Origin of the sequence: Litchfieldella rifensis, assembly GCF_042646605.1 — a bacterium.
Taxonomy (GTDB): domain Bacteria; phylum Pseudomonadota; class Gammaproteobacteria; order Pseudomonadales; family Halomonadaceae; genus Litchfieldella; species Litchfieldella rifensis.
On the sequence record NZ_JBHRUG010000002.1, the window covers coordinates 121,298 to 143,852 of the forward strand.

A 22,555-nucleotide genomic window follows, 5' to 3' on the forward strand; every position below is an offset into this window, starting at 1 on the left:
ATCATGTCTCAACCCTACCTCCGCTTCGATGGCATCAGCGTCGAATTTCCCGGCGTGCGTGCCCTCGACGGTGTCAGCTTCGGCGTCCACGCCGGGCAGGTGCACGCGCTGATGGGCGAGAATGGCGCCGGTAAGTCGACCCTGCTGAAGGTGCTCAGCGGCGTCAACCGCGTGACCGAAGGCGCCCTATGGATCGATGGCGAGCGCCATGTGTTTTCCAATGCCCGGGAGGCTCTGGGCCAGGGCATCGCCATCATCTACCAGGAACTGACGCTGTCGCCGAACCTGTCGGTGGCCGAGAACCTGCTGCTCGGGCAACTCCCGGAAAAGCGGGGGTTCATCGATCGCCGGCGGCTGCGTGAACAGGCCCTACGCATCCTCGAGGACCTCGGGGAGGAGGGCATTCATCCCTCGACCAAGGTGCGTGAGTTGTCCATCGGCCAACAGCAGATGATCGAGATCGGCCGTGCCCTGTTGCGTGATGCCCGTGTGATCGCCTTCGACGAGCCGACCAGCAGCCTGTCGGTACAGGAAACCCGCCAGCTCAAACGGATCGTCAAGCGCCTGCGCGACGAAGGGCGGGTGGTGCTCTACGTCACCCATCGCATGGAGGAAGTCTTCGAGATGTGCGACGCGGTCACGGTGTTTCGTGACGGCCGCCACATCCGCACGCATGACAGCCTCGATGCCCTCGACCACGACACCCTGGTCAGCGAGATGGTGGGCCGGGATATCGAAGACGTCTATGGCTACCGTCCGCGGGAGCCGGGCGAGGCGCTGGTCGATATCGAAGGAATCGTCGGACGCGGTCTGAGTGCGCCGGTGAGCTTCAGGGTCAGGCGCGGCGAGGTGTTCGGCCTGTTCGGGCTGGTCGGTGCCGGGCGCAGTGAGCTTATGCGACTGGTCTGCGGCGTGGAAACGCCTAGCTCGGGAAAGGTGCGTTTCGGTGGTGAGGCGAGGCGCTTCAAGAGCCCGGCAGAGGCCATTCGTGCCGGCATCGCCATGTGTCCGGAGGACCGCAAGTCGCAGGGGATCTTTCCCGTCGCCAGCGTGACCGACAACCTCAATGTCAGCTGTCGGCGTTTTTTCAAACGCTGGGGCATCTTTCGCAACCCGCGTCGCGAACTCGCCAATACCCAGGACTATATCCGCCGCTTGAGCATCAAGACGCCGGGGCCGAAGACGCGCATCAACACCCTGTCCGGCGGTAACCAGCAAAAGGTGATCCTGGCCCGCTGGCTGTCCGAGGAGATCGAACTGTTCGTCATGGACGAGCCCACGCGGGGCATCGATGTCGGCGCCCGTCGCGATATCTACACCCTGCTCTACGACCTGGCCGACCAAGGCAAGAGCGTGGTGGTGATTTCCAGCGACCTGGCCGAGGTCAGCTCGATCTGCGATCGCATCGGCGTGATGCGCGATGGCGCGCTGGTCGACATCGTGCCGCGTGACGAGGCGACTCCCGAGCGACTGCTGGGGCTGGCTTTGCCCGCCTAAGGAAACCCCGATTTATTACTGCGCTCGATAGTCTGGCCGCCGGTGGTGCTCGCAATCCTCATTGAGCACTCAGTCAACTCCGGTTGCTGCGCTCCGGCGGCGACCAGCCTCTCATCGCTCGTGACATAAATCAGCGCTTCCTTAATGGTTCCAAGACAACAAACCGTGAAAGAGACATCGTCATGACGACCAACAAACTTGCTCAGGGCGACGGCACATCCGCAGCCCTATCCTCACAAGGTCAGCCCCGAGGGCGTCAGGGGCTGGTCAAGCCCTTGCGTACCCTGCTGGATACCTCCGGGCTGATCGCCATCTTCGTGGTGCTGTTCGTGGCACTGTCCGTGTTCATTCCCGACTTCCTGACCGGTCGCAACATGGTCGGGTTGCTGCTCTCGGTGACCCTGATCGGCACCATCGCCACCACCATGATGATGGTCCTGGCGCTGGGTGAGGTGGACCTGTCGGTGGCCTCCATCGTGGCCTTCGCGGGCGTGGTGGCGGCGGTCGTGACCTCGACGTCCGGCAGTGTCGTCATCGGGGTGCTGGGTGGCGTGGTGGCCGGCGGGGCCGTGGGTGCCTTCAACGGCTTCGTGGTGGCCCGCTTCGGCATCAACTCACTGATCGCCACCCTGGCCGCCATGGAGTTCGTGCGTGGCCTGGCCTACATCACCTCCGGCGGCGATGCGGTGATGATCACCGTGCCGGGCTTCTTCGACCTGGGCAGCGCTTCCTTCCTGGGGCTGACGCTGCCGGTGTGGACCATGATCGTCTGCTTCGTGATCTTCGGCGTGTTGCTCAACATGACCGCCTTCGGTCGCAACGTGCTGGCCACCGGCGGCAATCCCGAGGCGGCGGCCCTGGCCGGGGTCAATGTGCGTCGGCTCAAGATCATCGTCTTCGGCCTGCAAGGGGTCGTCGCCGGCATCGCCGGTGTGCTGCTGACCTCGCGCATGGGGCTCGGCGACCCCAATACCTCGATGGGCCTCGAACTGGCCGTCATCTCGGCCTGTGTGCTGGGTGGCGTGGCCCTGTCCGGTGGCGTCGCCTCGATCACCGGCGTGCTGGTCGGGGTGCTGATCATGGGCTGTGTCCAGAACGCCATGGGGCTGCTCAATGTGCCGACCTTCTATCAGTACCTGGTGCGTGGCGCCATTCTGCTACTGGCGGTGATGTTCGACCGCTGGAAGCAGACCCGACGCCAGCGCGCCTGATTCGCTTTCTTGCAGGAGACTTCCCGTATGACCGATCGCTCGCGTCCTTTGCGTTCCGCCCAGTGGTTCGGCAGTGCCGACAAGAACGGCTTCATGTACCGCAGCTGGATGAAGAACCAGGGCATTCCCGATCATGAATTCCAAGGCAAGCCGATCATCGGCATCTGCAACACCTGGTCGGAACTGACGCCTTGCAACGCGCACTTCCGCAAGCTCGCCGAGCACGTCAAGAAAGGGGTGTTGGAGGCCGGTGGCTATCCCGTGGAGTTCCCGGTGTTCTCCAACGGCGAGTCCAACCTGCGTCCGACGGCGATGTTCACCCGCAATCTGGCGAGCATGGACGTCGAGGAGGCGATTCGCGGTAACCCCATGGATGCGGTGGTGCTGCTGGTGGGCTGCGACAAGACCACCCCGGCGTTGCTGATGGGCGCGGCGAGCTGCGATCTGCCGACCATCGTGGTCACCGGTGGGCCGATGCTCAACGGCAAGCACCAGGGCAAGGACATCGGTTCGGGAACCGTGGTCTGGCAGCTTTCCGAGCAGGTCAAGGCCGGCAAGATCTCGATGCATGACTTCATGGCCGCCGAGGCCGGGATGTCGCGCTCGGCGGGCACCTGCAACACCATGGGCACGGCCTCGACCATGGCCTGCATGGCCGAGTCGCTGGGTACCTCGCTGCCCCACAATGCGGCCATTCCGGCGGTGGATTCGCGGCGCTACGTGCTGGCGCACCTGTCCGGCATGCGCATCGTCGAGATGGTCCACGAAGACCTCCGGCTTTCGAAGGTGCTGACCCACGAGGCCTTCGAGAACGCCATTCGCACCAACGCCGCCATCGGCGGTTCCACCAACGCCGTGGTGCATCTCAAGGCCATCGCCGGCCGCATCGGCGTCGATCTCGAACTCGACGACTGGACGCGCATCGGTCGCGGCACGCCGACCATCGTCGATCTGCAGCCCTCGGGACGCTTCCTGATGGAGGAGTTCTATTATGCTGGCGGCCTGCCGGCAGTGCTGCGCCGGTTGGGCGAGGCCGATCGCCTGCCGCACAAGGACGCGTTGACCGTCAACGGCAAGACGCTGTGGGAGAACGTCCAGGAGGCGCCGCTCTACGACGACGAGGTGATCCGCCCACTGGACAACCCACTGCGCGAGGATGGTGGCATTTGCATCCTGCGCGGTAACCTGGCGCCGCGTGGCGCGGTGCTCAAGCCTTCGGCGGCCAGCGCCGAGTTGATGCAGCACCGCGGCCGGGCCGTGGTCTTCGACGACTTCGATCACTACAAGGCGCGTATCAACGACCCTGACCTGGACGTCGATGCCGACAGTGTCCTGGTGATGCGCAATTGCGGCCCACGCGGCTATCACGGCATGGCCGAGGTCGGCAACATGGGGCTGCCCGCCAAACTGCTCGAGCAGGGGGTGACCGACATGGTGCGCATCTCGGATGCGCGTATGAGCGGCACCGCCTACGGCACTGTGGTCCTGCACGTGGCGCCCGAAGCCGCCGCCGGAGGGCCGCTGGCCGCGGTGCGCGACGGCGACTGGATCGAGCTCGATTGCGACGCCGGTCGGCTGCACCTGGATATCAGCGACGCCGAACTCGCGGCACGCCTGGCGGAAAGCGACCCCACCGCAGCCTCGCAGCGCATCGCCAGCGACGGTGGCTATCGTCAGCTCTACATCGAGCACGTGCTGCAGGCCGACGAGGGCTGCGACTTCGACTTCCTGGTCGGCAAGCGCGGCGCCGAGGTGCCGCGGCATTCGCACTGAGGTCGAGCACGATGGTGGATGCATCGCAGATCGAATGCCTGTGGCGCGGTCGGGCACTGCTCGGCGAGGGACCCTTGTGGTGTCCCTCGCTCGGCACCGCGGGGTGGCTGGTATTCGTCGATATCCTGGCGGCACGCCTGCATGCCTACGACCTGGCCAGCGGCGATACGCATGGCTGGGCGTTGGAGGAAGCCTGTTGCTGGCTGGCGGCACGGGAGGATGGCGATGGCTTTATCGCCGGCTTGCGTTCGCGACTGGTGCACTTGCGATTGACGGAGAACGGGCCGAAGATCGTCGCCGAATGGGCCACGCCCGGTGGCGAGCCGGCAGGCAACCGCTTCAACGATGCCAAGGTCGATACGTGCGGCCGGCTGTGGTTCGGCTCCATGGATGACGACGCGGCGCGTCCCAGTGGCTCGCTGTATCGCCTGGACTCGCGCGGCCTGGTGCGCATGGATACTGGCTACCGGGTCGCCAATGGCCCCGCCATCAGCCCCGATGGCGCCACCCTCTATCATAGTGATACGCCACGCGGCGTCATCTACGCCTTCGATCTCTCGCCGGAGGGCGAATTGTCCAACAAGCGGGAGCATGTTCGCTTCAACGCGACCCGGGGCTTCCCCGATGGCATGACCTGTGATGCCGAGAGCGGGCTATGGGTGGCACACTGGGACGGCGGTCGCCTGAGTCGCTTCCGGCCCGATGGTGCTCTGGACGAGACCCTGCCGCTGCCGGCCTCGCGGGTAACGTCTTGCGCCTTCGGGGGGCCGCAGTTGGATCAGTTGTTCATCACCACCGCCGCCCTGGAGCGCGACGAAGAGGGGCTGGCCGGGGGATTGTTCCGGGTAGTGCCGGGCGTGAGAGGCGCGATGCCGGCAGCCTATCGGATGCCCCCTGAATATTGACGATTCCAGGATCCCGCCATGACGAGTCAACCGACTGACAGAAGGAGCAACCCAGACCAACTGCGTTCGCGCTGGTGGTTCGACAACCCCGAGCACCCGGGCACCACGGCATTGTGCATCGAGCGCTACCTGAACTACGGCATCACTCAGGAGGAACTGACCAGTGGCAAGCCGATCATCGGCATCGCCCAGTCCGGCTCCGACCTGACCCCGTGCAACCGCCACCACATCGAGCTGGTCAAGCGGGTCAAGGACGGCATTCGCGCCGCCGGCGGGGTGCCGTTCGAGTTTCCGCTGCACCCGATTCACGAGAACGTGCGCCGGCCCACCGCGGCACTGGATCGCAACCTGGCCTACCTGGGGTTGGTCGAGGTGCTGCACGGCTATCCGCTCGACGGCGTGGTGCTGACCACCGGCTGCGACAAGACCACCCCGGCGTGCCTGATGGCCGCGGCCACGGTCAACATTCCGGCCATCGTGCTTTCCGGCGGGCCGATGCTCAACGGCTGGCGTGGAGACGAGCGGGTCGGCTCCGGCACCCTCATCTGGGAGTTGCGCAAGCGCCTGGCCGCCGGTGACATCGACTACGCCGAGTTCCTGTCGCGAGCCACCGACTCGGCACCCTCCATCGGCCACTGCAACACCATGGGCACCGCCTCGACCATGAACTCGATGGCCGAGGCGCTCGGCATGAGCCTGCCCGGGTCGGCAATGATTCCGGCACCCTACAAGGAGCGCGCCATGGTGGCGTATCAAACCGGCGAACGCATCGTCGAGATGGTGTGGGAGGACCTGCGCCCCAGTGACATCCTGACCCGCGCCACCTTCGAGAACGCCATCGTGGTGTGCTCGGCGCTGGGTGGCTCGTCCAACGCGCCGGTGCATGTCAATGCCATTGCCCGTCATGCGGGCATCGAACTGACCAACGATGACTGGCAGCGCCTCGGCCACGAGATCCCGCTGCTGGCCAACGTGATGCCGGCCGGCGCCTATCTCAGTGAGGAGTTCCACCGTGCCGGCGGGGTGCCGGCGGTGCTCCATGAGCTGCTCATCGCCGGGCGTCTTAATGGCGATGTCTTGACCGTCAACGGCCAGACGCTTGCCGCCAACACCCAAGGCCGCGAGACCTTGGACGCCGAGGTGATACGGCGCTACGCCAACCCCTTGGTCGAGCACGCCGGGTTCCTCAACCTCAAGGGCAACCTGTTCGACTCGGCGCTGATGAAAACCAGCGTCATCTCGAGCGATTTTCGTCAACGCTTCCTTAGCGACGGCAACGACCCGGAGGCCTTCGAAGGCCGGGTGGCGGTGTTCGACGGTGCTGAGGACTACCATGCGCGTATCGACGATCCCGCCCTGCATATCGACGAAACCACCATCCTGGTGATGCGCGGGGCCGGGCCGGTCGGCCATCCGGGCAGCGCCGAGGTGGTCAACATGCAGCCCCCCGAGGCCCTGCTGAAGCGCGGCATCGAGTCCTTGCCCTGCCTGGGTGATGGCCGCCAGTCGGGGACCTCGGGATCACCTTCGATCCTCAATGCCTCGCCGGAGGCCGCCACCGGCGGTGGACTGGCGCTGCTCGAGACCGGCGACCGGCTGCGCATCGACTTGCGCCAGGGCGAGGTGCGGGTGCTGATCGACGACGCCGAGCTCGCGGCACGCCGCCAGCGCCTCGAGGCTCAAGGCGGCTATCCGTATCCCGACCATCAGACCCCTTGGCAGGAAATCCAGCGCACGCTGATCGAACCGCTCGATCGTGGCATGACGTTGAAACCAGCCACCAAATACCGCGACGTGGCACGGCGTAGCCCGCCGCGCGACAACCACTGAGGTCCGGATAAACGGATTTCGCTGAACGACCGCCCGTTCGAAGAGGCAGTCAGACCAGGCCTGGATCCCGCCCCAGCGTGCTTTCGCCGGGTTCGATGCCCAACGCCTGTGCCGTGCCCTCGAGCACCGCCTGGGCCGCCAGAAAGGCCTCGCGGGGGCGGCGAGCGCGAATGCTTTCCATCACCTGGCGATGCCGCTCGAGACTGGCCTCCGGGTCCGAGGTGCTGACATTGGACATCGAGATCAACAGGTAGATGGAAGGCCGCAGGATGTGCGAGAGCTGGGCCCAGACGATATTGTGGGTCGCCTTGAAAATGGCGGCATGGAAGGCGACATCATAGTCGCTGTGCAGGCGGCGTTCCTCGAGGGAGGGGGCGTGGTAAAGATGCCGTGCCATGCCCTCGAAGGCTTCCTCGATGGCCACCAGATCACGTGCCGTGGCGCGTTTGGCGGCGGTCATCGCGACATAGGGCTCGACATCCAGGCGGAAGGACAGGATTTCCCATTGGACCTTGGGGTTCGGTGCCGCATAGCGGGTCATCCAATCGGTGACGGTGGGGTCGAGGATGTTCCATTCCGCGTACTCCCGCACCTTGGAACCATGACCGGAAATGCGCTCGATGATGCCGACATCCACCAGTTGTCGCAGGTCGCTGCGCACCGCCGAGCGGTTGATGCCGAACTGCTCGCACAGGTCGATTTCCTTGGGCACGAAATCGCCGGGCTGATAGCGGCCGGAGAAGATGGATTCGGCGAGGAAGTCGGCGACGCTGGGGCGTGGTGGTGTCTTGAGCTGCTTGTCCTTCACGAATGCGATGTCCCAAAGAGTTTGCACATAAGCTGTCATATGTTGAACATTTGGGCAATCCGACCAACGTCCGACGCTGCATTCGATCTCATCGGCTTTCCTAGCCGTGACGCTGCCTTTCCCCGAGGCGTTCCATGAATCTGGCGCCGGCCTCGAGTTGCTCGAGGTCGATGTATTCGTCCGGCTGGTGAGCCTGGGCGATGCTGCCGGGCCCGCAGATCACTGTGGACAGCCCGGCACCCTGGAACTGGCCGGCTTCGGTGGCGTAGGCCACGGCCTCGCTGCGGTGCTGACCCATCAGCTCATGGCACAGCGTCAGGGCTGCGGCATTGTCGCGGTCGGCCAGTGCCGGCACGGTGACGGTCAGCCGCTCGGTGTGAATGCCGGCATCGGGAGCGCGGTCCTTGAACTCGGCCTCGAGCGTATCGGCGAAGGTGGTGACGCGCGCGAACAGTTCGTCGAAACTGTCCTGCGGCAAGTGGCGGATCTCCCAGTCGAAATGACACTCCCGAGCCATGATGTTGATCGCTGTGCCACCCTGGATCTTGCCCACGTGGAGGCTGGAATGGGCGACGTTGAAGGCCTCGTCGATGCGGCCCTCCTCGCGCCGCTCGGCCATGATGTCCTCGATTTTCGTCACCAGCCGCGCCGCCACGTGAATCGCCGAAACGCCCTGGTTGACCTGACTGGAGTGGGCGGCACGCCCGGTCACGGTGGTGCGCAGATTGGTAATGCCCTTTTGCGCCACCACCGGCGCCATCATAGTCGGTTCGCCGACGATCACCGCGGCGGGGCGGGGGTGGTCGGCCATCAGGCGCTCGATCAGGCGTGGCGCGCCCAGACAGCCCACTTCCTCGTCGTAGGAGAAGGCCAGGTAGATGGGCCGGGTGAGATCCTGCTGTACCCAATGCGGCACCTGGGCCAGGGCGCAGGCAATAAACCCCTTCATGTCGCAGGTACCGCGACCGTAAAGGCGGCCGTCGCCCTTGTCGACCAGGGTAAACGGGTCGCTCGACCACGGTTGACCATCCACCGGCACCACGTCGGTATGCCCTGACAACACGACGCCGCCCTCGACCTTGGGGCCGATGCGGGCCAGCAGGTTGGCCTTGGTGCCGTCGTCGTTTTCGATACGCTGATGGGGTACGCCATGCTCGTCGAGATAGCCTTCGAGGAAGCGGATCAGCTCGAGGTTGGAATCACGGGAGACGGTGGCGAAGCCCACCAGGGTTTCGAGCAGTTGTGCGGGTGTCTTCATCCTGGGGTGTCCTCGGCTGTTAGCGTGGCAGGCGACTGCCTCTCAGCCTAACACGGTCCGTGCCTTGGTCATGCCAATGGCATCTGGAGTATGTTGTAGAAAACCGACTGGGAGAGCCAGCTCCATGACGACTCGCAACGACTCCGATGCCAAGCGTCGCAAGGCATTCGCCTGTGCCGGAGAGGCCAGGAGGCGGACATGCAAGTTAAGCGACCGTGTCTATGGCGATATCGTTGACCGCATCATCAAACGCGAGTTCGGCGAAGGCGAGCGGTTGCCGTCGGAGGAGTCCATGGCACGACTGCATGGGGTTTCGCGTCCCATCGTTCGCGAGGCCTTGGCCCGATTGCGTGAAGATGGCCTGATTCGCTCGCATCGCGGCGCCGGCAGCTTCGTATGCCTGAGACCCAATCGCGCCATGCTCGATTTTGCCCCGCTGGAGAGCCTGGCCGACATACAGCGGTGCTTCGAGTTTCGCATTGCCGTGGAAGCCGAGTCGGCGCGGCTGGCGGCTCTCAATGCCGGCCCCGAGGATAAGCGGGCCATCACTCAGGCGCTGGCATTGCTGGAGCAACGCATTCGCGACAATGCCCTGGGGGTCGATGCCGATTTCGGCTTCCATCTGGCCATCGCCCAGGGGACGCACAATCGCTTCTTCTCCGATACGCTGCTGTCACTCAAGGAATCGATCACCTATGGGCAGAACCTGGCCCGGGGGCTAGGCCTGCGCCGTCCTGCTCATCATCTGCCCGAAGTTCAGGACGAGCACCAGCGCATTCATGACAGTATTCTCGCCGGTGATGCGGAAGCTGCAAGCCTGTGCATGCGTGAGCATCTAGGCAATTCACGCCGGCGTGTATTCGAGGGTTGAGTGTAATTTGCTGTTTTAAAACAAAATATCATTTGAGTTTGACAACTTTTACAAGTGCGCTAGCTTCAAAAGGGATCTCCGCGCTCGACGATAACAGAGCGTTGGCTTGGCATTCGGGGCTTGCCAATGACCGATGGCGTGCCCGATTGCCGAGAACGATACAATCACAACGATATCGGGAGCATGCCATGACGTTCACCTATACCAAGCTGGCAGGCGCACTGTCGGCGATCGCCATTCTGGGGTTTGCCGGTGCCGCCCAGGCCGACTATCCAGAAGAGCCCATCACCTATGTGATTCCCTTCAACCCCGGTGGTGAGTCCGACGTGACCGCGCGTTTCCAGGAGCCCATCCTGGAAGAGATCCTGGGCGTGAGTGTCAACGTGACCCACCGTCCCGGCGGCGGCGGGGCCGTGGCCTGGAGCGAATTCCAGAACAATGCCGAACCGGATGGTTATGAGATCATCGGCGTCAACATCCCGCATATCATAGGCCAGCCGATCCAGCGCTCGGATGCTGGCTTCGAGACCGACGACTGGGAAATCATTACCTTCTTCCACTCCACGCCCAATGCCCTGATCGTGCCGGCTGACAGCCCCTTCGAGACCCTCGACGATCTGATCGAATATGCCAAGGAGAACCCCCAGGCAGTAACCCTGGGGGGAAGTGGCACCTATAGCGCCAACCACTTGGGAGCCTTGCGGCTTGAGCGGGAAGCCGATATCGACGTGACCTATATCCCCTTCACCGGCACCGGGCCCCTGCCCGCCGCCTTGGAAGGCGGCCACGTCAGCGGCGTGTTCAACTACACCATGCTCGGCGTACAGATGGAGGATCGGGCGCGTGTGTTGGCAGTGGCATCCGAGGAGCGGGTGCCGGCGCTGCCCGATGCACCGACCTTCAAGGAGCAAGGCTATGATATCGTCGGTGGCGCCTATCGTGGCGTCGCGGCGCCAGCGGGAACACCGGACGAGGTCATCAAGGTGCTGGAGGATGCCTTCGCCGAAACCAATCGCCGGATCGCGGAGAAGCAGGAGCCGTTGGGTTTCGTGATGGAGTACATCACCGGTGACGAGGTCGACGAGACCATCGGCGCCCTCAGCGAGGCCTACGGCCCGATTCTCGAAGCGGCCGACTGATCCTCCCTCTGCCCATACTCTGGCCCGCCGAGGTCAGGGTATGGGCCTGCTTGTCAACATTCCGTCACTGGAGTGAACAGCGCCGCCAGGGGGATCAAGTATGGACATGCTATTGCAAGCGCTGGCTTCGCTGCTGACCTTCGAGAGTTTCATCACGGTGCTGGTGGGAGTCTCTGCTGGCCTGCTGATCGGTTCCTTGCCCGGGCTCACGGCGACCATGGCGTTGGCCGTGCTGCTGCCGTTCACCTTTTCCATGGAGGCGCTTCAGGGCCTGATCGCCCTGGGCGCGGTCTACATGGGAGCCATCTATGGCGGCGCCTTTACCGCCATCCTGATCAACACGCCGGGGACGCCGTCGTCGATCGCCACTACCTTCGATGGCTACCCCATGGCGCGTCAGGGGCGGGCCTACGAGGCCCTGGCAGCGGCCACCATCGCCTCGGTCGTCGGCGGTCTGGTCGGGGTAGCCTTCCTGCTGGTCCTGGCCCCGCCGTTGGCGCGATTGGCGGTGGCCTTCGGTCCCTCCGAGATGTTCTGGGTCGCGATGCTGGGGCTGACTCTGGTGGCCAGCCTGTCGAGCGACTCCCTGCTCAAGGGACTGCTGGGGGGCTGTATCGGCATGCTGCTCAGCACCATCGGCGTCTCCCCCGTCGGGGGCGAAACGCGTTTCACCTTCGGCTTTCCGCCCTTGCAAGGGGGCGTCGAACTGATCGTCGCCCTGATCGGGTTGTTCGTGATCCCCGAACTGCTGACCATGGCGGCCGAAGGGCGAGGGGCCCTGTCCAAGGAGGGCGGTTTCGGCAAGAGTCACGTCTCGATACTGCAGGTTGCCAGGCATATCTTCGCCAAACCGGTCAACCTGATTCGCTCCTGCTTGATCGGTCAGATCATCGCCATCATCCCCGGCGCAGGCGGTAACGTGACCAGCCTGGTGGCCTACAACGAAGCGCGGCGCTTTTCCAAGGATCCCGATAGTTTCGGCAAGGGGAATGTCGACGGCGTGGTGGCCTCGGAATCGAGCAATAACGTGATGGTGGCGGGCAGCATGGTGCCGTTGCTGACGCTGGGCATACCCGGCGCGCCACCGGATGCCATCATCCTTGGCGTACTGCTGCTGCATGGCCTGCGCCCGGGTCTCGACCTGTTCACCGAGACCGGGGTGTTGACCAACGGCTTCATCCTGTCGATGGGCTTCGCCGCCCTGATGCTGCTGCCGGTAGGCCTGATCGGTGGGCGCTTGATCCATCGGGTGGTGATCAAGACCCCGTACTACTTCCTGGTGCCGAGCATCGCCATGGTCACCATCCTGGGGACCTTCGCTCTGCGCAACAGCCTACTGGATGTTGGCATCATGCTGATGCTGGGTTGTGCCGGTTATTTCCTGCGCCTGATCGGGATCCATGCGGCACCGATCGTGCTGGGGCTGATACTGGGAGGGATCGCCGAACAGGGCTATGTGCAGACGATGCTGGCGGCGGTGGTCGATCCGGTTCCGTGGCTGCGGCTGGTCAGCAATCCCTTGTCGAAAGTGCTGGCCGGCCTGGTGGTGATCGGCGCGGCGACGGCACTGTTGCCGGCTTGGCTGGAACGCCGAGGTCTGCTTGACAAGGTGTCATCGAAGCCAGGAGGTGACGCATGATCCTGCGCCTCAATACCGACATCGCCTCGGGGGTCGTCGGCTTGGCGTTTGCCGCCGTGCTGTGGTTGCCTCGTGGCGAGATGGGGCGGCTGAGCATCATCTTCCCACGCGCCGTGCTGGTGATCCTGGTGGTGATCGCCGTGGGGTTGATCATCAAGGGCTTCATCAGGCCCGGTAGCCGCCGGATCGAGATATCGGGAAGCCTGCGTCGTCTGCTGGTGGTCATGACGGGCTTCTTCGTCTGGTGGTTCGCCATCGGCAAGCTGGGGTTCGTGGTGTCCACCTGCGTGGCCGTCTTCCTACTCACCTGGTACCTGGCCCGGGTGGACGGGCCGGTATCGTGGCGCCGCTTGCTGCAGTGGGTTCCGATCATCGGCGTGCTGGTGGGTGTCTTCTATCTCACCTTTACCCTGGTTCTCAACGTACGCTTGCCCACCGGGCTGCTGCTGTAGGAGTCGCACGATGCGAATTACCGATATCCGCGAGGCTCGCGTGTCTATCGCTTCCGACATCGCCAATGCCTATATCTCCTTTGCCAAAATGGATGTCTCGGTGCTCGCCCTCTATACCGATGTCCGGGTCGATGGCCGGCGGGTGGTGGGTTATGGCTTCAACTCCAACGGACGCTATGCCCAGAGCGGCCTGTTGCGGGAGCGCTTCCTGCCGCGTCTGCGCGATGCCGATCCGGCCTCGCTGCTCGACGAGAGCGGCCGCAATCTCGATCCCTGCCGGGTCTGGGACACGCTGATGGCCAACGAGAAGCCCGGTGGGCACGGCGAGCGTTCGGTAGCGGTCGGCATCGTCGACATGGCGGTCTGGGACATCGTCGCCAAGATCGAGGGCCGCCCCCTGGCACAGGTGCTGGCCGAGCGTTTCGGCGATGGCGAGGCGGACCCGTGGGTGCCGGTCTACGCCGCGGGCGGCTACTACTATCCCGGCAAGCAGGTCAGTGCTCTGAGGGAGGAGATGCGCGATTACCTCGAGTTGGGCTACACCTGCACCAAGATGAAGATCGGTGGGGTGCCACTGGCGGAAGACCTCGAGCGGGTCGAGGCGGCGCTCGAGGTAGTCGGCGATGCCTCACGCCTGGCCGTCGATGCCAATGGGCGCTTCGATCTCAGGACCGCGCTGACCTTCGCCGATGGCCTGGCGCCCTATGGGGTGCGCTGGTACGAAGAAGCGGGCGACCCTCTCGATTTTGCCCTGCAGCAGCAACTCGGCGAGCACTATGACCCGCCCATGGCCACCGGCGAGAACCTGTTCTCCCACCAGGATGCGCGCAATCTGCTGCGTTACGGTGGCATGCGCGCCGACCGCGACATCCTGCAGATGGATCCGGTACTGGGCTATGGCCTGGTCGAGTACCTGCGCATACTCGACGAGCTACGCATACATGGCTGGTCGCCGCGCCAATGCATCCCCCATGGCGGCCACCAGTTCGCCCTCAACATCGCCGCCGGGCTCAAGCTCGGTGGCAACGAGTCCTATCCACGGGTCTTTGCGCCCTTCGGTGGCTTCGCCGACTCCACGCCGGTGGAGGAGGGCCTGGTAGCCCTGCCCGAGGTCCCGGGGATCGGCTTCGAGGACAAGCGCGAGCTGATGAAGGTGTTCAAGGAGCACCTGTCGAGCTGACGTGGCAGGCTCGCCCGAAGCTGGGAAACGTGCCGACATGGCAAGCACCGGCGGTGGAGGTAACCGGGACCAGGGAACATGCATGCAGGGACAACGCAACGTGCAGATGCCCACGAGATTACCTGATGCGCTTCAGTGGCTTGCTGATGAAGTCGGGTGAAAGAGTGCCATAAAAACAAGCTATTGAATTGGTGCAGAAAATCAAATCCATCCTATGGCCAGGAATTGCTATACCTATTCTAAGACGGTAACGGGTAAGGCGTGCCATGGTCGCTTCGCGTCATGACCTCTGACGCGTTGCCCCGTCAGGCATTCTGACCATCGTACAGGTTGTGAAAGTTTGACAGACGAGTTCCAGCCACGCAGCAGCCATGAGCAACGATCAGCCACCAATGGAGAGCGATATGGACCAGAAAGCTAACAACACCGCAGGCGGATGCCCCGTCATGCATGGGGCTCAGACCTCCGTGCGTGGTAGCGGCGCAACGAACGAACACTGGTGGCCGAACCAGCTCAACCTGAAGATTCTCCACCAGCACACCCCCGAGTCGAACCCCCTGGGCCGGGATTTCAACTACCGGGAAGCGTTCAAGAAGCTCGACCTGGCGGCGGTCAAGAAGGACCTGACCGACCTCATGACCAACTCCCAGGAGTGGTGGCCGGCCGACTACGGCCACTACGGCGGGCTCTTCATCCGCATGACCTGGCACGCCGCCGGCACCTACCGGGCCGCCGACGGCCGTGGCGGTGGCGGCACCGGCAACCAGCGCTTCGCCCCGATCAACAGCTGGCCGGACAACGCCAACCTGGACAAGGCGCGCCGCCTGCTGTGGCCGATCAAGCAGAAGTACGGCAACCAGCTGTCCTGGGCCGACCTGATCATCCTGGCCGGCAACGTCGCCATGGAGTCCATGGGCTTCAAGACCTTCGGCTTCGGCGGCGGTCGCGAGGACATCTGGGAACCCGAAGAGGACATCAACTGGGGGGCCGAGAAGGAGTGGCTGGCGAGCGAGCGCTATCACGGAGATCGCGAACTCGACCAGCCCTTCGCCAACGTCCAGATGGGCCTCATCTACGTGAACCCGGAAGGCCCGGATGGCGAGCCCGACCCGATAAAGGCCGTCAAGGACATCCGCGCGACCTTTTCGCGTATGGCGATGAGCGACTACGAGACGGTGGCGCTGATCGCCGGCGGCCACACCTTCGGCAAGACCCACGGCGCCGCTCCCGACAGCACCCTCGGCTCGGAGCCCGAGGCCGCGCCGCTCGAACAGATGGGCCTGGGCTGGAAGGGCACCCACGGCACCGGCATGGGCGACGACAGCAGCACCAGTGGCTTGGAAGGCGCCTGGACCTCCAACCCCACCCAGTGGGACATGGGCTATCTGGACCTCCTGTTCCGCTATGACTGGGAGCTCACCCAGGGCCCGGGCGGCAAGAACCAGTGGCGGCCCAAGAACGTCAGGGAAGAAGACAAGGTGCCCATGGCGCACGACCCGTCGAAGAAGGTCGAGCCGATGATGCTCACCACGGACCTCTCCCTGAAGCTGGATCCGGACTACCGCAAGATCACCGAGCACTTCCACAAGAACCCGGAGGAGTTCGCGGATGCCTTTGCCCGCGCCTGGTTCAAGCTGCTGCATCGCGACATGGGGCCCAAGGCCCGCTACCTCGGTCCCGAGGTGCCAGAGGAAGACCTCATCTGGCAGGACCCGGTTCCGCCTGTCGATCATGAGCTGATCGACGACAAGGACATCGCCGCGCTCAAGCAGCAGATCCTTGACTCCGGCCTGTCCCCCTCGGAGCTGGTCAAGACCGCTTGGGGCTCCGCCTCCACCTTCCGCGGCTCCGATAACCGCGGCGGCGCCAATGGCGCGCGCATCCGCCTGGCCCCGCAGAAGGACTGGGAAGCGAACGAGCCGGCGCAGCTGAAGAAGGTGCTCGACACGCTGGAGAAGATCCACCAGGCCTTCAACGACGCCCAGTCCGGCAACAAGCGGGTATCACTCGCGGATCTGATCGTGCTCGGTGGCAACGCTGCCGTCGAACAGGCCGCGAAGCAGGCCGGACACGACATCGAGGTACCCTTCCATCCGGGCCGCACCGACGCCACGGAAGAGCAGACGGATGCGGAGTCCTTCGAGTACCTCGAGCCGATCGCCGATGGCTTCCGCAACTACCTCAAGCAGCGCTACACCGTCCCGGCCGAGGAGCTGCTGCTGGACCGGGCACAGCTTCTCAAGCTGACCGCGCCCGAGATGACGGTACTCGTCGGCGGCATGCGTGCGCTGGACGCCAACCATGGCGGCACGAAGCACGGTGTCTTCACCGACCGGCCCGGCACCCTCACCAACGACTTCTTCGTCAACCTGGTCGACATGGACACCGAGTGGAAGCCGACCGACGCCGATGAAGACGTGTTCGAGGGGCGTGACCGCAAGAGCGGCGAGGTGAAGTGGGCCGGCACCCCGGTGGACCTGGTCTTCGGGTCCAACTCCCAGCTCCGCGCCATCTCGGAGGTCTACGCCCAGGATGACGCCAAGGAGAAGTTCGTGAAGGACTTCGCGGCGGCATGGAACAAGGTGATGAACGCGGATCGCTTCGACCTCGCGTGATTCAAGTCGTATCACCCTGATAAATCGCCCCCGGCTTTGGCCGGGGGCGATTCATTTGAGGTCGATCCCTCAAACACTGACCATCCTCGCCCGACTGGTGCCGTTGCCCAAGGGTTCTACCTGTATCTGCACCGGGATGCGCTCGTGCATCTCCTGGACATGGGAGATCACACCGACGCGGCGGCCCAGGGCCTGCAGGCCGTCCAGCGCCTCCATGGCCAGCGCCAGGGAATGCGGATCCAGGCTGCCGAAGCCCTCGTCGATAAACAGCGATTCGATGACCAGTTCGCCGGAGGCCATGGAGGCCAGCCCCAGCGCCAAGGCCAGGGAGACCAGGAAGGTCTCGCCGCCGGAGAGCGAGTGTACCGAGCGACGTTCGTCGCCCATGTCGTGGTCCACCACCAGCAGGCCCAACGACGTGCCGCCGCGCACCAGGCGGTAGCGGCGACTGAGGCCGGCCAGGTGCAGGTTGGCGTGCTCCAGCAGCTGCTCCAGGTTGTAGGCTTGGGCGATGCGGCGGAACACCTTGCCGTCGGCGGAGCCGATCAGTTCGCTGATGCGTCCCCAGCGCACCTGCTCGGCCCGCACCGCTTCCAGTTCGGCCTGGCCCTCCTGCTGGCGTTCCCGGCGTCGATCGTCGTCGCGCAGCGCATGAACGGCCTCGTCGCGGGTCTGCTGGGCGTCCTTCAGCCTCGGAGAGAGGGCTTCCTGTTGATCTGCCAGGGTCTCACGGCGCCGTTGGATCTCGGCCTCCACCTCATCTCCCAGCAGGGCGTCGTCACTCTCGGCCAACGCTTGTTCACGGCGGTGCTGGATCAGCGACTGGCAGCGCTCGGCCAGGCTGGCGTCGGCGCGCTGATGCGCCTCCTCGGCCTCGGCCAGTTGCCGCTCCTGACGTCTGGCTTCCTCGTCTGACTGGGCCAGCAGCCTTTCCAGGGTGATGTCATCGAGCTCCGGGTGCGTACAGCGCCACTCGGCCAGCTCACGATCCAGAGCGTCGCGTTCCTTGCGTAGCTTGGCGGTTTGATCCGCTTCATGGCTTGCCTGCTGGGTAAGCCGCTCCTGCTCGCGCTGTGCCGCATGGAAACGGTCGAGAGCGGTGTCCCGGGCCTTTCGGGCGTCATCCTGGCGGGAGTCCAGATGCTGCTGCCAGGCGTCCGGGGAGGCGTGCTCGCCGAGTATACCTTTGAGTTGGCTGGCGGTCTCATCTCGTGCCTGGCGCAGGGGCGTGACCCGCTCGGCCAGCCTGGCCAGTTCCTGCTTGAGGCTAACCCGCTGGGTCGCGAGCTGAGCGAGCCGTATCTCGCCCTGGCGTAGCGCCTCCTCCAGCGGTGTCAACTCGGTCTCGGCGCGACCCAGCTCGTGTAGGGTCTTTTCAGCACGCTGGCGCTCCGCGTCGCTTGCCTGGCGCTGGTTCTCCAGCCAGGCCTCGCGCTCGGTGGCGTCGATGGCGTCAAGCTCATCATACAGCGGGTGGTGGGTGAGGACCTGCCGGCCACTGGCCAGGCGCTGCTCGGCATCCTGCAGGTCTCGACGGTGCTGTCCCAGTGAAGCCTCGACGGCACGGTACTCGCCCATGAGGTCATCGCGCTCCTGCTGGGCCTGGTCGCGCTCTTGCTGCGCTTGTGCCAACTGGCGATCCTCTTCGACCTGCTGGGCGGCAAGTTGGGCCGACTCGGGCGTCTCAGGCGGGTGGTGGCGCCAGGGGTGGTCGAGGCCACCGCACACTGGGCAGGGCTTGTCCTCCTGCAGGCCTTCGCGCAGCTTTACCACGCTCTCGCTGCGCACGGCACGGTTGCGTTCGATGACCTCATGCACGGTGCGGTAGTGACGCTCCCGGTCGTCCAGCCGCTGCCGGGCGGCCTTGCCCTGCTGCATAAGCTGCGCCTTGCGCTGCTTGTCGTCCTCCAGGCGCTTGGCCAGCGTCCGGTGGGTCTGTTCGGCACGACAGGCGTCCCGCCAGGCGCTAGCCAGCTCACTCAACGCCAGGCTGCGCCGCGCGGCACGATCATGGTCCCGCTGTGTCGCCTGGCGTGCGCTGTCCAGCTGCTGGTGATCGCCCATCAGTTGACGCAGGGTGGCCTGCCACTCATCGCGTTGGCGCTCCAGCTTGCGCTGGTCATCCTCGGCCTGCCGGTACTCCCTGGCGAGTTGGCTAGCCTGCTGCTGGCGTTCACGGTGGTTCGTCTCGAGATCCGCCAACTGCTTCTCCAGGGTGGCAAGCCGCTGGGCATACTCACGTGCCTCTCGCAGTGCGGGTTCGGCCTGCTGCCGAGCCTTGTTGGCTTCGGCCAGCGCCTGCTCGGCCTGATCCCGGGCCTTGTCGGCGTCTTGCTGCGTGGCCTTGGCCTCCTCCAGCGCTTTACCTGTTCGGGCGTGGGTCTCCTCGAGGGTGGCGATCTCGCCGGGCAACTCGGCCTGTCGGGTGAGGCGATGGCGCTGGGGGGCGAGCAGGCGCCGCCACTCCCTGTCCGCGCGGGCTTCGGCCAGTGCCTGCCAGCGGGCCTCGGCATTCTGCTGCTGTTGGCGTCCCTCGGCGAAGGCTTTGCTCAACCGTTCGTCTGTTTCGTGCCACCGTTGACGGGTCTCCAGGCGCTTTGCTTCCTGTTGCACGCTGTCGAGCTCGCGCTTGGCATCCTCGACGCTGTGCTCGAGCTCGGCTCGGGCCTCGGGCTCGGCGGGCAGGTCGTCGGCGAGTTTGGCCTCCAAGGCATCAACCTGCTTTTTCGCCTCGCTAGCGCGACGATAGGCGGCCATGGAGATCGCCGAGTATTCGGCGGTACCGGTCAGGCGCTCCAGCAGGTCGCTGCGCTCGTTGTCGTCAGCCTGCAGGAAGGCGGCGAACTCGCTCTGGGCCAGCAGCACGGCACGGGTGAACTGGTCGAAGCTGAGCCCCAGGCGTTCCGGCAGCAGGCGGTCGAACTCGCGCTTCTGGGTGGTGAGCAGGCGATCATTCTCGAGGTCGCGCAGCGACTGTTCCACGGCCTGCAGGCGGCCATCGGCTTTTTCCCGGGCGCGGCGCACGGCCCAGCGCGACCGGTAGCGGCGGCCGTCGCGACCCAGGAAGTCCACCTCGGCATGGCCGCTGGTCGTGCCGCGGCGCAGCAGGGTGCGGGGATCGGCGGTACTCACCGTCTCGTCGCCCACATCGGGCAACGGGGCATCGCGGCCAGGGGCCTGACGCAGCCGCGGCGTGCTGCCGTAGAGCGCCAGGCACAGGGCGTCGAGCAGGGTGCTCTTGCCGGCGCCGGTGGGGCCGGTAATGGCGAACAGGCCGGCGTCGCGCAGGGGGAATGCGGTGAAGTCGAGTTCCAGGGGGCCGGGCAGGGAGGCCAGATTGGCCAGGCGTAGGGCAAGGATCTTCATGCGCGCTCCTCCCTCGCGGTTCTTGCAGGGACATCGCCATCCAGCACGTCCTGGAGCAGCCGGTCGAAGTCGGCCAGCACCCCCTCGGTGGGGGGCTCGCCCCAGCGTTCCTGCCAGGTACGCTCGAAGAGCCGTCGCGGTCCCAGCGCCTCCAGGTCGCCCCGGGCCTGGGCGCCCTCGCTGTCGACCTGGGGCAGGCGGCGTTCCAGTCGCAGCAGGCGTAGCGCCTTACCCTCCAGCGCCGCTTCCACCCGGGTGCGCAGGTCTGGCACCGGGGCGCTGAGCTCGACGCGCACCTCCAGCCAGGGCCACTGCTCCCGGGGTAGGGCGGGATCGTGCGCCAGCGCCTCGAGTTCGGTCAGCACCTCGGGAAGCCCCGCGGGACCGAGGCGGTGCATGGCCACCTGGCGCGGTATGGGGATGGCCTCGGTGGCGGCCAACCGTTCGCCGTCCAATGTCACCTCGACGACCTGATGGGGATAGTCGACCTCGCTGAAATCCATCGGCAGGGGGCTGCCGCTGTAACGGATGCGTTCCTCGCCGACTCGCTGGGCGCGGTGCAGGTGGCCCAGCGCCACATAGGCGATCTCGGAGGGAAAGATGGCGGCGGAAATCGATTCCTCACCACCGATCACGATGGGGCGCTCGCTGGCCTCGGAGACGGCCGCGCCGTGCAGGTGGGCATGGCTCATGGCCACCAGCGCCTGGCCGGGCCGGCGTCGATCACGGGCCGCTTCAACCAACTGCCCGTGGACGCGAGTGATGCCGGCCACATAGTCGTTGCGGTTGTCGCCCTCAGCACTGTCATCGCGAGCGAGGCCGCCACCGGTCACCTCAGCGGGACGCAGGAAGGGCAGCGCCAGGCACCAGGCACATGTCTCGCCGTCGGCGTCGGTCAGCGGTACCAGCAGCCGCTCGGCGTCGAGGGTGCCATCGTCATGCCAGTGAACACGCCCCATCGCGTGAGTATTCAAACGCTTCATCAAGGGGGCGGGCAGCTCGATGCGGTTACCGCTGTCGTGGTTGCCGGCAATCAGCACGATGTCCAGCGTCGGCAGGCGCTCGTGGGCGCTGACGATGAAGTCATAGAGCAGCTCCTGGGCACGCAGCGAGGGGTTGACGACATCGAAGATATCGCCGGCCACCAGCAGGGTATCGGCCTGTCGCGCCACCAGGGTGTCGAGCAGCCAAGTCAGGAATGCGCGATGCTCGAAGTGGCGCTCCTGGCCGTGGAAGGTCTGGCCGAGGTGCCAGTCGGCAGTATGAATCAGCTTCAACGCAGGCTCCGCATACGATCACGTGGATTCTGATTTCGATGATACACGTTAGCGTGCCACGGAAGCCCGCGCTCGCCTCGCTGCGTTTGCGTTGGCGGAACGCACTTGCAGATGTGATGGCAATGAACTTGACTGAGAGCATCGAAGTCGCAGAGGGAGATATCGGGAGTCGGGCCTGCTTTGGCTTGATATGTCGTTTATTGTGGAAAATATTTCCGTTTTAGTGAGAAGAGTGAGTTCTGCGTGACTCGCCATGCTGTCTAAATCATCGTCACAACAACAGAGGACGCACTCTCTATGACCATGATGACCAATCCGCTGACCAGCAAGCGCCCCGAGACGTTGGGTGTCCATGAGGGCAAGCTGGCAAGCTGCCCCTCGACCGCCAACTGTGTCTGCAGCCAGGCCGACGACCGTGCCCATTACATCGAGCCGCTGGATCCCGGCAATCGTACCAAGCGAGAGTTGATGGCCCGCTTGCAGACCGCGCTGGCCGGTTGTGAAGAGGCGGAGATCATCACAGCCACCGACGATTACCTGCATGCCGAGTGCCATTCAACCTTTCTGGGCTTCGTCGATGACCTGGAATTCCTGTGGAGCGAGGAAGAAGGCGTCTGCCACGTGCGTAGCGCCTCGCGCCTGGGGATCACCGACCTCGGCAAGAACCGTGCCCGGGTCGAGAAGTTACGCATGCTGCTCGAGGGGTGGGGCTTCTGCGAGTAGCGACACCCTTG

Annotated in this window: 16 protein-coding genes; 12 read left to right on the forward strand and 4 right to left on the reverse strand. The window is 64.8% G+C overall.

Translation table 11 applies throughout. The annotated features are described in order from the left end of the window. Positions 1–3: 3 nt before the first annotated feature. The 5 genes from araG (at position 4) to ACFOEV_RS01150 (ending at position 7,216) form a co-directional block, all read left to right on the forward strand. Positions 4–1,497 (forward strand): L-arabinose ABC transporter ATP-binding protein AraG, encoded by a 1,494-nt coding sequence (gene araG / locus ACFOEV_RS01130; RefSeq protein WP_386770743.1) that lies wholly within the window; start codon positions 4–6, stop codon positions 1,495–1,497. A 182-nt stretch (positions 1,498–1,679) separates the two neighbouring features. Continuing rightward, positions 1,680–2,708 (forward strand): L-arabinose ABC transporter permease AraH, encoded by a 1,029-nt coding sequence (araH, locus tag ACFOEV_RS01135; RefSeq protein ID WP_386770745.1) that lies wholly within the window; start codon positions 1,680–1,682, stop codon positions 2,706–2,708. Between the two features lie 27 nt (positions 2,709–2,735). Next, positions 2,736–4,481, forward strand: coding sequence for an IlvD/Edd family dehydratase (locus tag ACFOEV_RS01140; RefSeq protein ID WP_386770747.1), 1,746 nt, complete (start codon positions 2,736–2,738; stop codon positions 4,479–4,481). Positions 4,482–4,492: 11 nt separating this feature from the next. Then, positions 4,493–5,386, forward strand: coding sequence for an SMP-30/gluconolactonase/LRE family protein (locus ACFOEV_RS01145; protein WP_386770749.1), 894 nt, complete (start codon positions 4,493–4,495; stop codon positions 5,384–5,386). An 18-nt stretch (positions 5,387–5,404) separates the two neighbouring features. Further along, positions 5,405–7,216, forward strand: coding sequence for an IlvD/Edd family dehydratase (locus ACFOEV_RS01150; RefSeq protein WP_386770751.1), 1,812 nt, complete (start codon positions 5,405–5,407; stop codon positions 7,214–7,216). 49 nt (positions 7,217–7,265) lie between these two features. Here ACFOEV_RS01150 and ACFOEV_RS01155 read toward each other — a convergent pair whose 3' ends face one another. Both ACFOEV_RS01155 and argE read right to left on the reverse strand, forming a co-directional pair. After that, the gene (locus ACFOEV_RS01155) at positions 7,266–8,063 is read right to left on the reverse strand and encodes a FadR/GntR family transcriptional regulator (RefSeq protein ID WP_386770752.1); all 798 of its coding nucleotides are present in this window, start codon (positions 8,061–8,063) and stop codon (positions 7,266–7,268) included. 61 nt (positions 8,064–8,124) lie between these two features. Further along, positions 8,125–9,282 (reverse strand): acetylornithine deacetylase, encoded by a 1,158-nt coding sequence (argE, locus tag ACFOEV_RS01160; RefSeq protein ID WP_386770754.1) that lies wholly within the window; start codon positions 9,280–9,282, stop codon positions 8,125–8,127. A 124-nt stretch (positions 9,283–9,406) separates the two neighbouring features. Between argE and ACFOEV_RS01165 the strand changes: the two genes are divergently transcribed. The 6 genes from ACFOEV_RS01165 to katG all read left to right on the forward strand — a co-directional run bounded on the left by ACFOEV_RS01165 (position 9,407) and on the right by katG (position 17,178). Then, entirely contained in the window at positions 9,407–10,153 is a 747-nt protein-coding gene (locus ACFOEV_RS01165; RefSeq protein ID WP_386770756.1) for a FadR/GntR family transcriptional regulator, read from the forward strand. A gap of 188 nt (positions 10,154–10,341) precedes the next feature. Beyond that, on the forward strand, positions 10,342–11,292 hold the full coding sequence (locus ACFOEV_RS01170; protein ID WP_386770758.1) for a Bug family tripartite tricarboxylate transporter substrate binding protein: 951 nt from the start codon (positions 10,342–10,344) through the stop codon (positions 11,290–11,292). Positions 11,293–11,392: 100 nt separating this feature from the next. Continuing rightward, positions 11,393–12,931, forward strand: a complete 1,539-nt coding sequence (locus tag ACFOEV_RS01175; RefSeq protein WP_386770760.1) for a tripartite tricarboxylate transporter permease — start codon at positions 11,393–11,395, stop codon at positions 12,929–12,931. Continuing rightward, positions 12,928–13,383, forward strand: a complete 456-nt coding sequence (locus ACFOEV_RS01180; protein WP_386770762.1) for a tripartite tricarboxylate transporter TctB family protein — start codon at positions 12,928–12,930, stop codon at positions 13,381–13,383. Before ACFOEV_RS01175 ends, ACFOEV_RS01180 begins: the two co-directional genes overlap by 4 nt. A gap of 10 nt (positions 13,384–13,393) precedes the next feature. After that, positions 13,394–14,563, forward strand: a complete 1,170-nt coding sequence (locus ACFOEV_RS01185; protein WP_386770764.1) for a mandelate racemase/muconate lactonizing enzyme family protein — start codon at positions 13,394–13,396, stop codon at positions 14,561–14,563. A gap of 404 nt (positions 14,564–14,967) precedes the next feature. Further along, positions 14,968–17,178 carry a catalase/peroxidase HPI gene (gene katG / locus ACFOEV_RS01190; RefSeq protein WP_386770766.1) on the forward strand — a complete coding sequence of 737 codons (2,211 nt, stop codon included), beginning with the start codon at positions 14,968–14,970 and terminating at the stop codon, positions 17,176–17,178. Between the two features lie 69 nt (positions 17,179–17,247). Here katG and ACFOEV_RS01195 read toward each other — a convergent pair whose 3' ends face one another. Together ACFOEV_RS01195 and ACFOEV_RS01200 are read right to left on the reverse strand one after the other, a co-directional pair. Then, the gene (locus ACFOEV_RS01195) at positions 17,248–20,544 is read right to left on the reverse strand and encodes an AAA family ATPase (protein WP_386770768.1); all 3,297 of its coding nucleotides are present in this window, start codon (positions 20,542–20,544) and stop codon (positions 17,248–17,250) included. Beyond that, a complete protein-coding gene (locus ACFOEV_RS01200; RefSeq protein ID WP_386770770.1) occupies positions 20,541–21,821 on the reverse strand; it encodes an exonuclease SbcCD subunit D in 1,281 nt (426 codons plus the stop codon). The genes ACFOEV_RS01195 and ACFOEV_RS01200 overlap by 4 nt, the downstream gene beginning before the upstream one ends. 297 nt (positions 21,822–22,118) lie before the next feature. On the opposite strand from ACFOEV_RS01200, the gene ACFOEV_RS01205 reads away from it, so the two are divergent. Further along, positions 22,119–22,544 (forward strand): DUF1499 domain-containing protein, encoded by a 426-nt coding sequence (locus ACFOEV_RS01205; protein WP_386770771.1) that lies wholly within the window; start codon positions 22,119–22,121, stop codon positions 22,542–22,544. Positions 22,545–22,555: the final 11 nt, after the last annotated feature.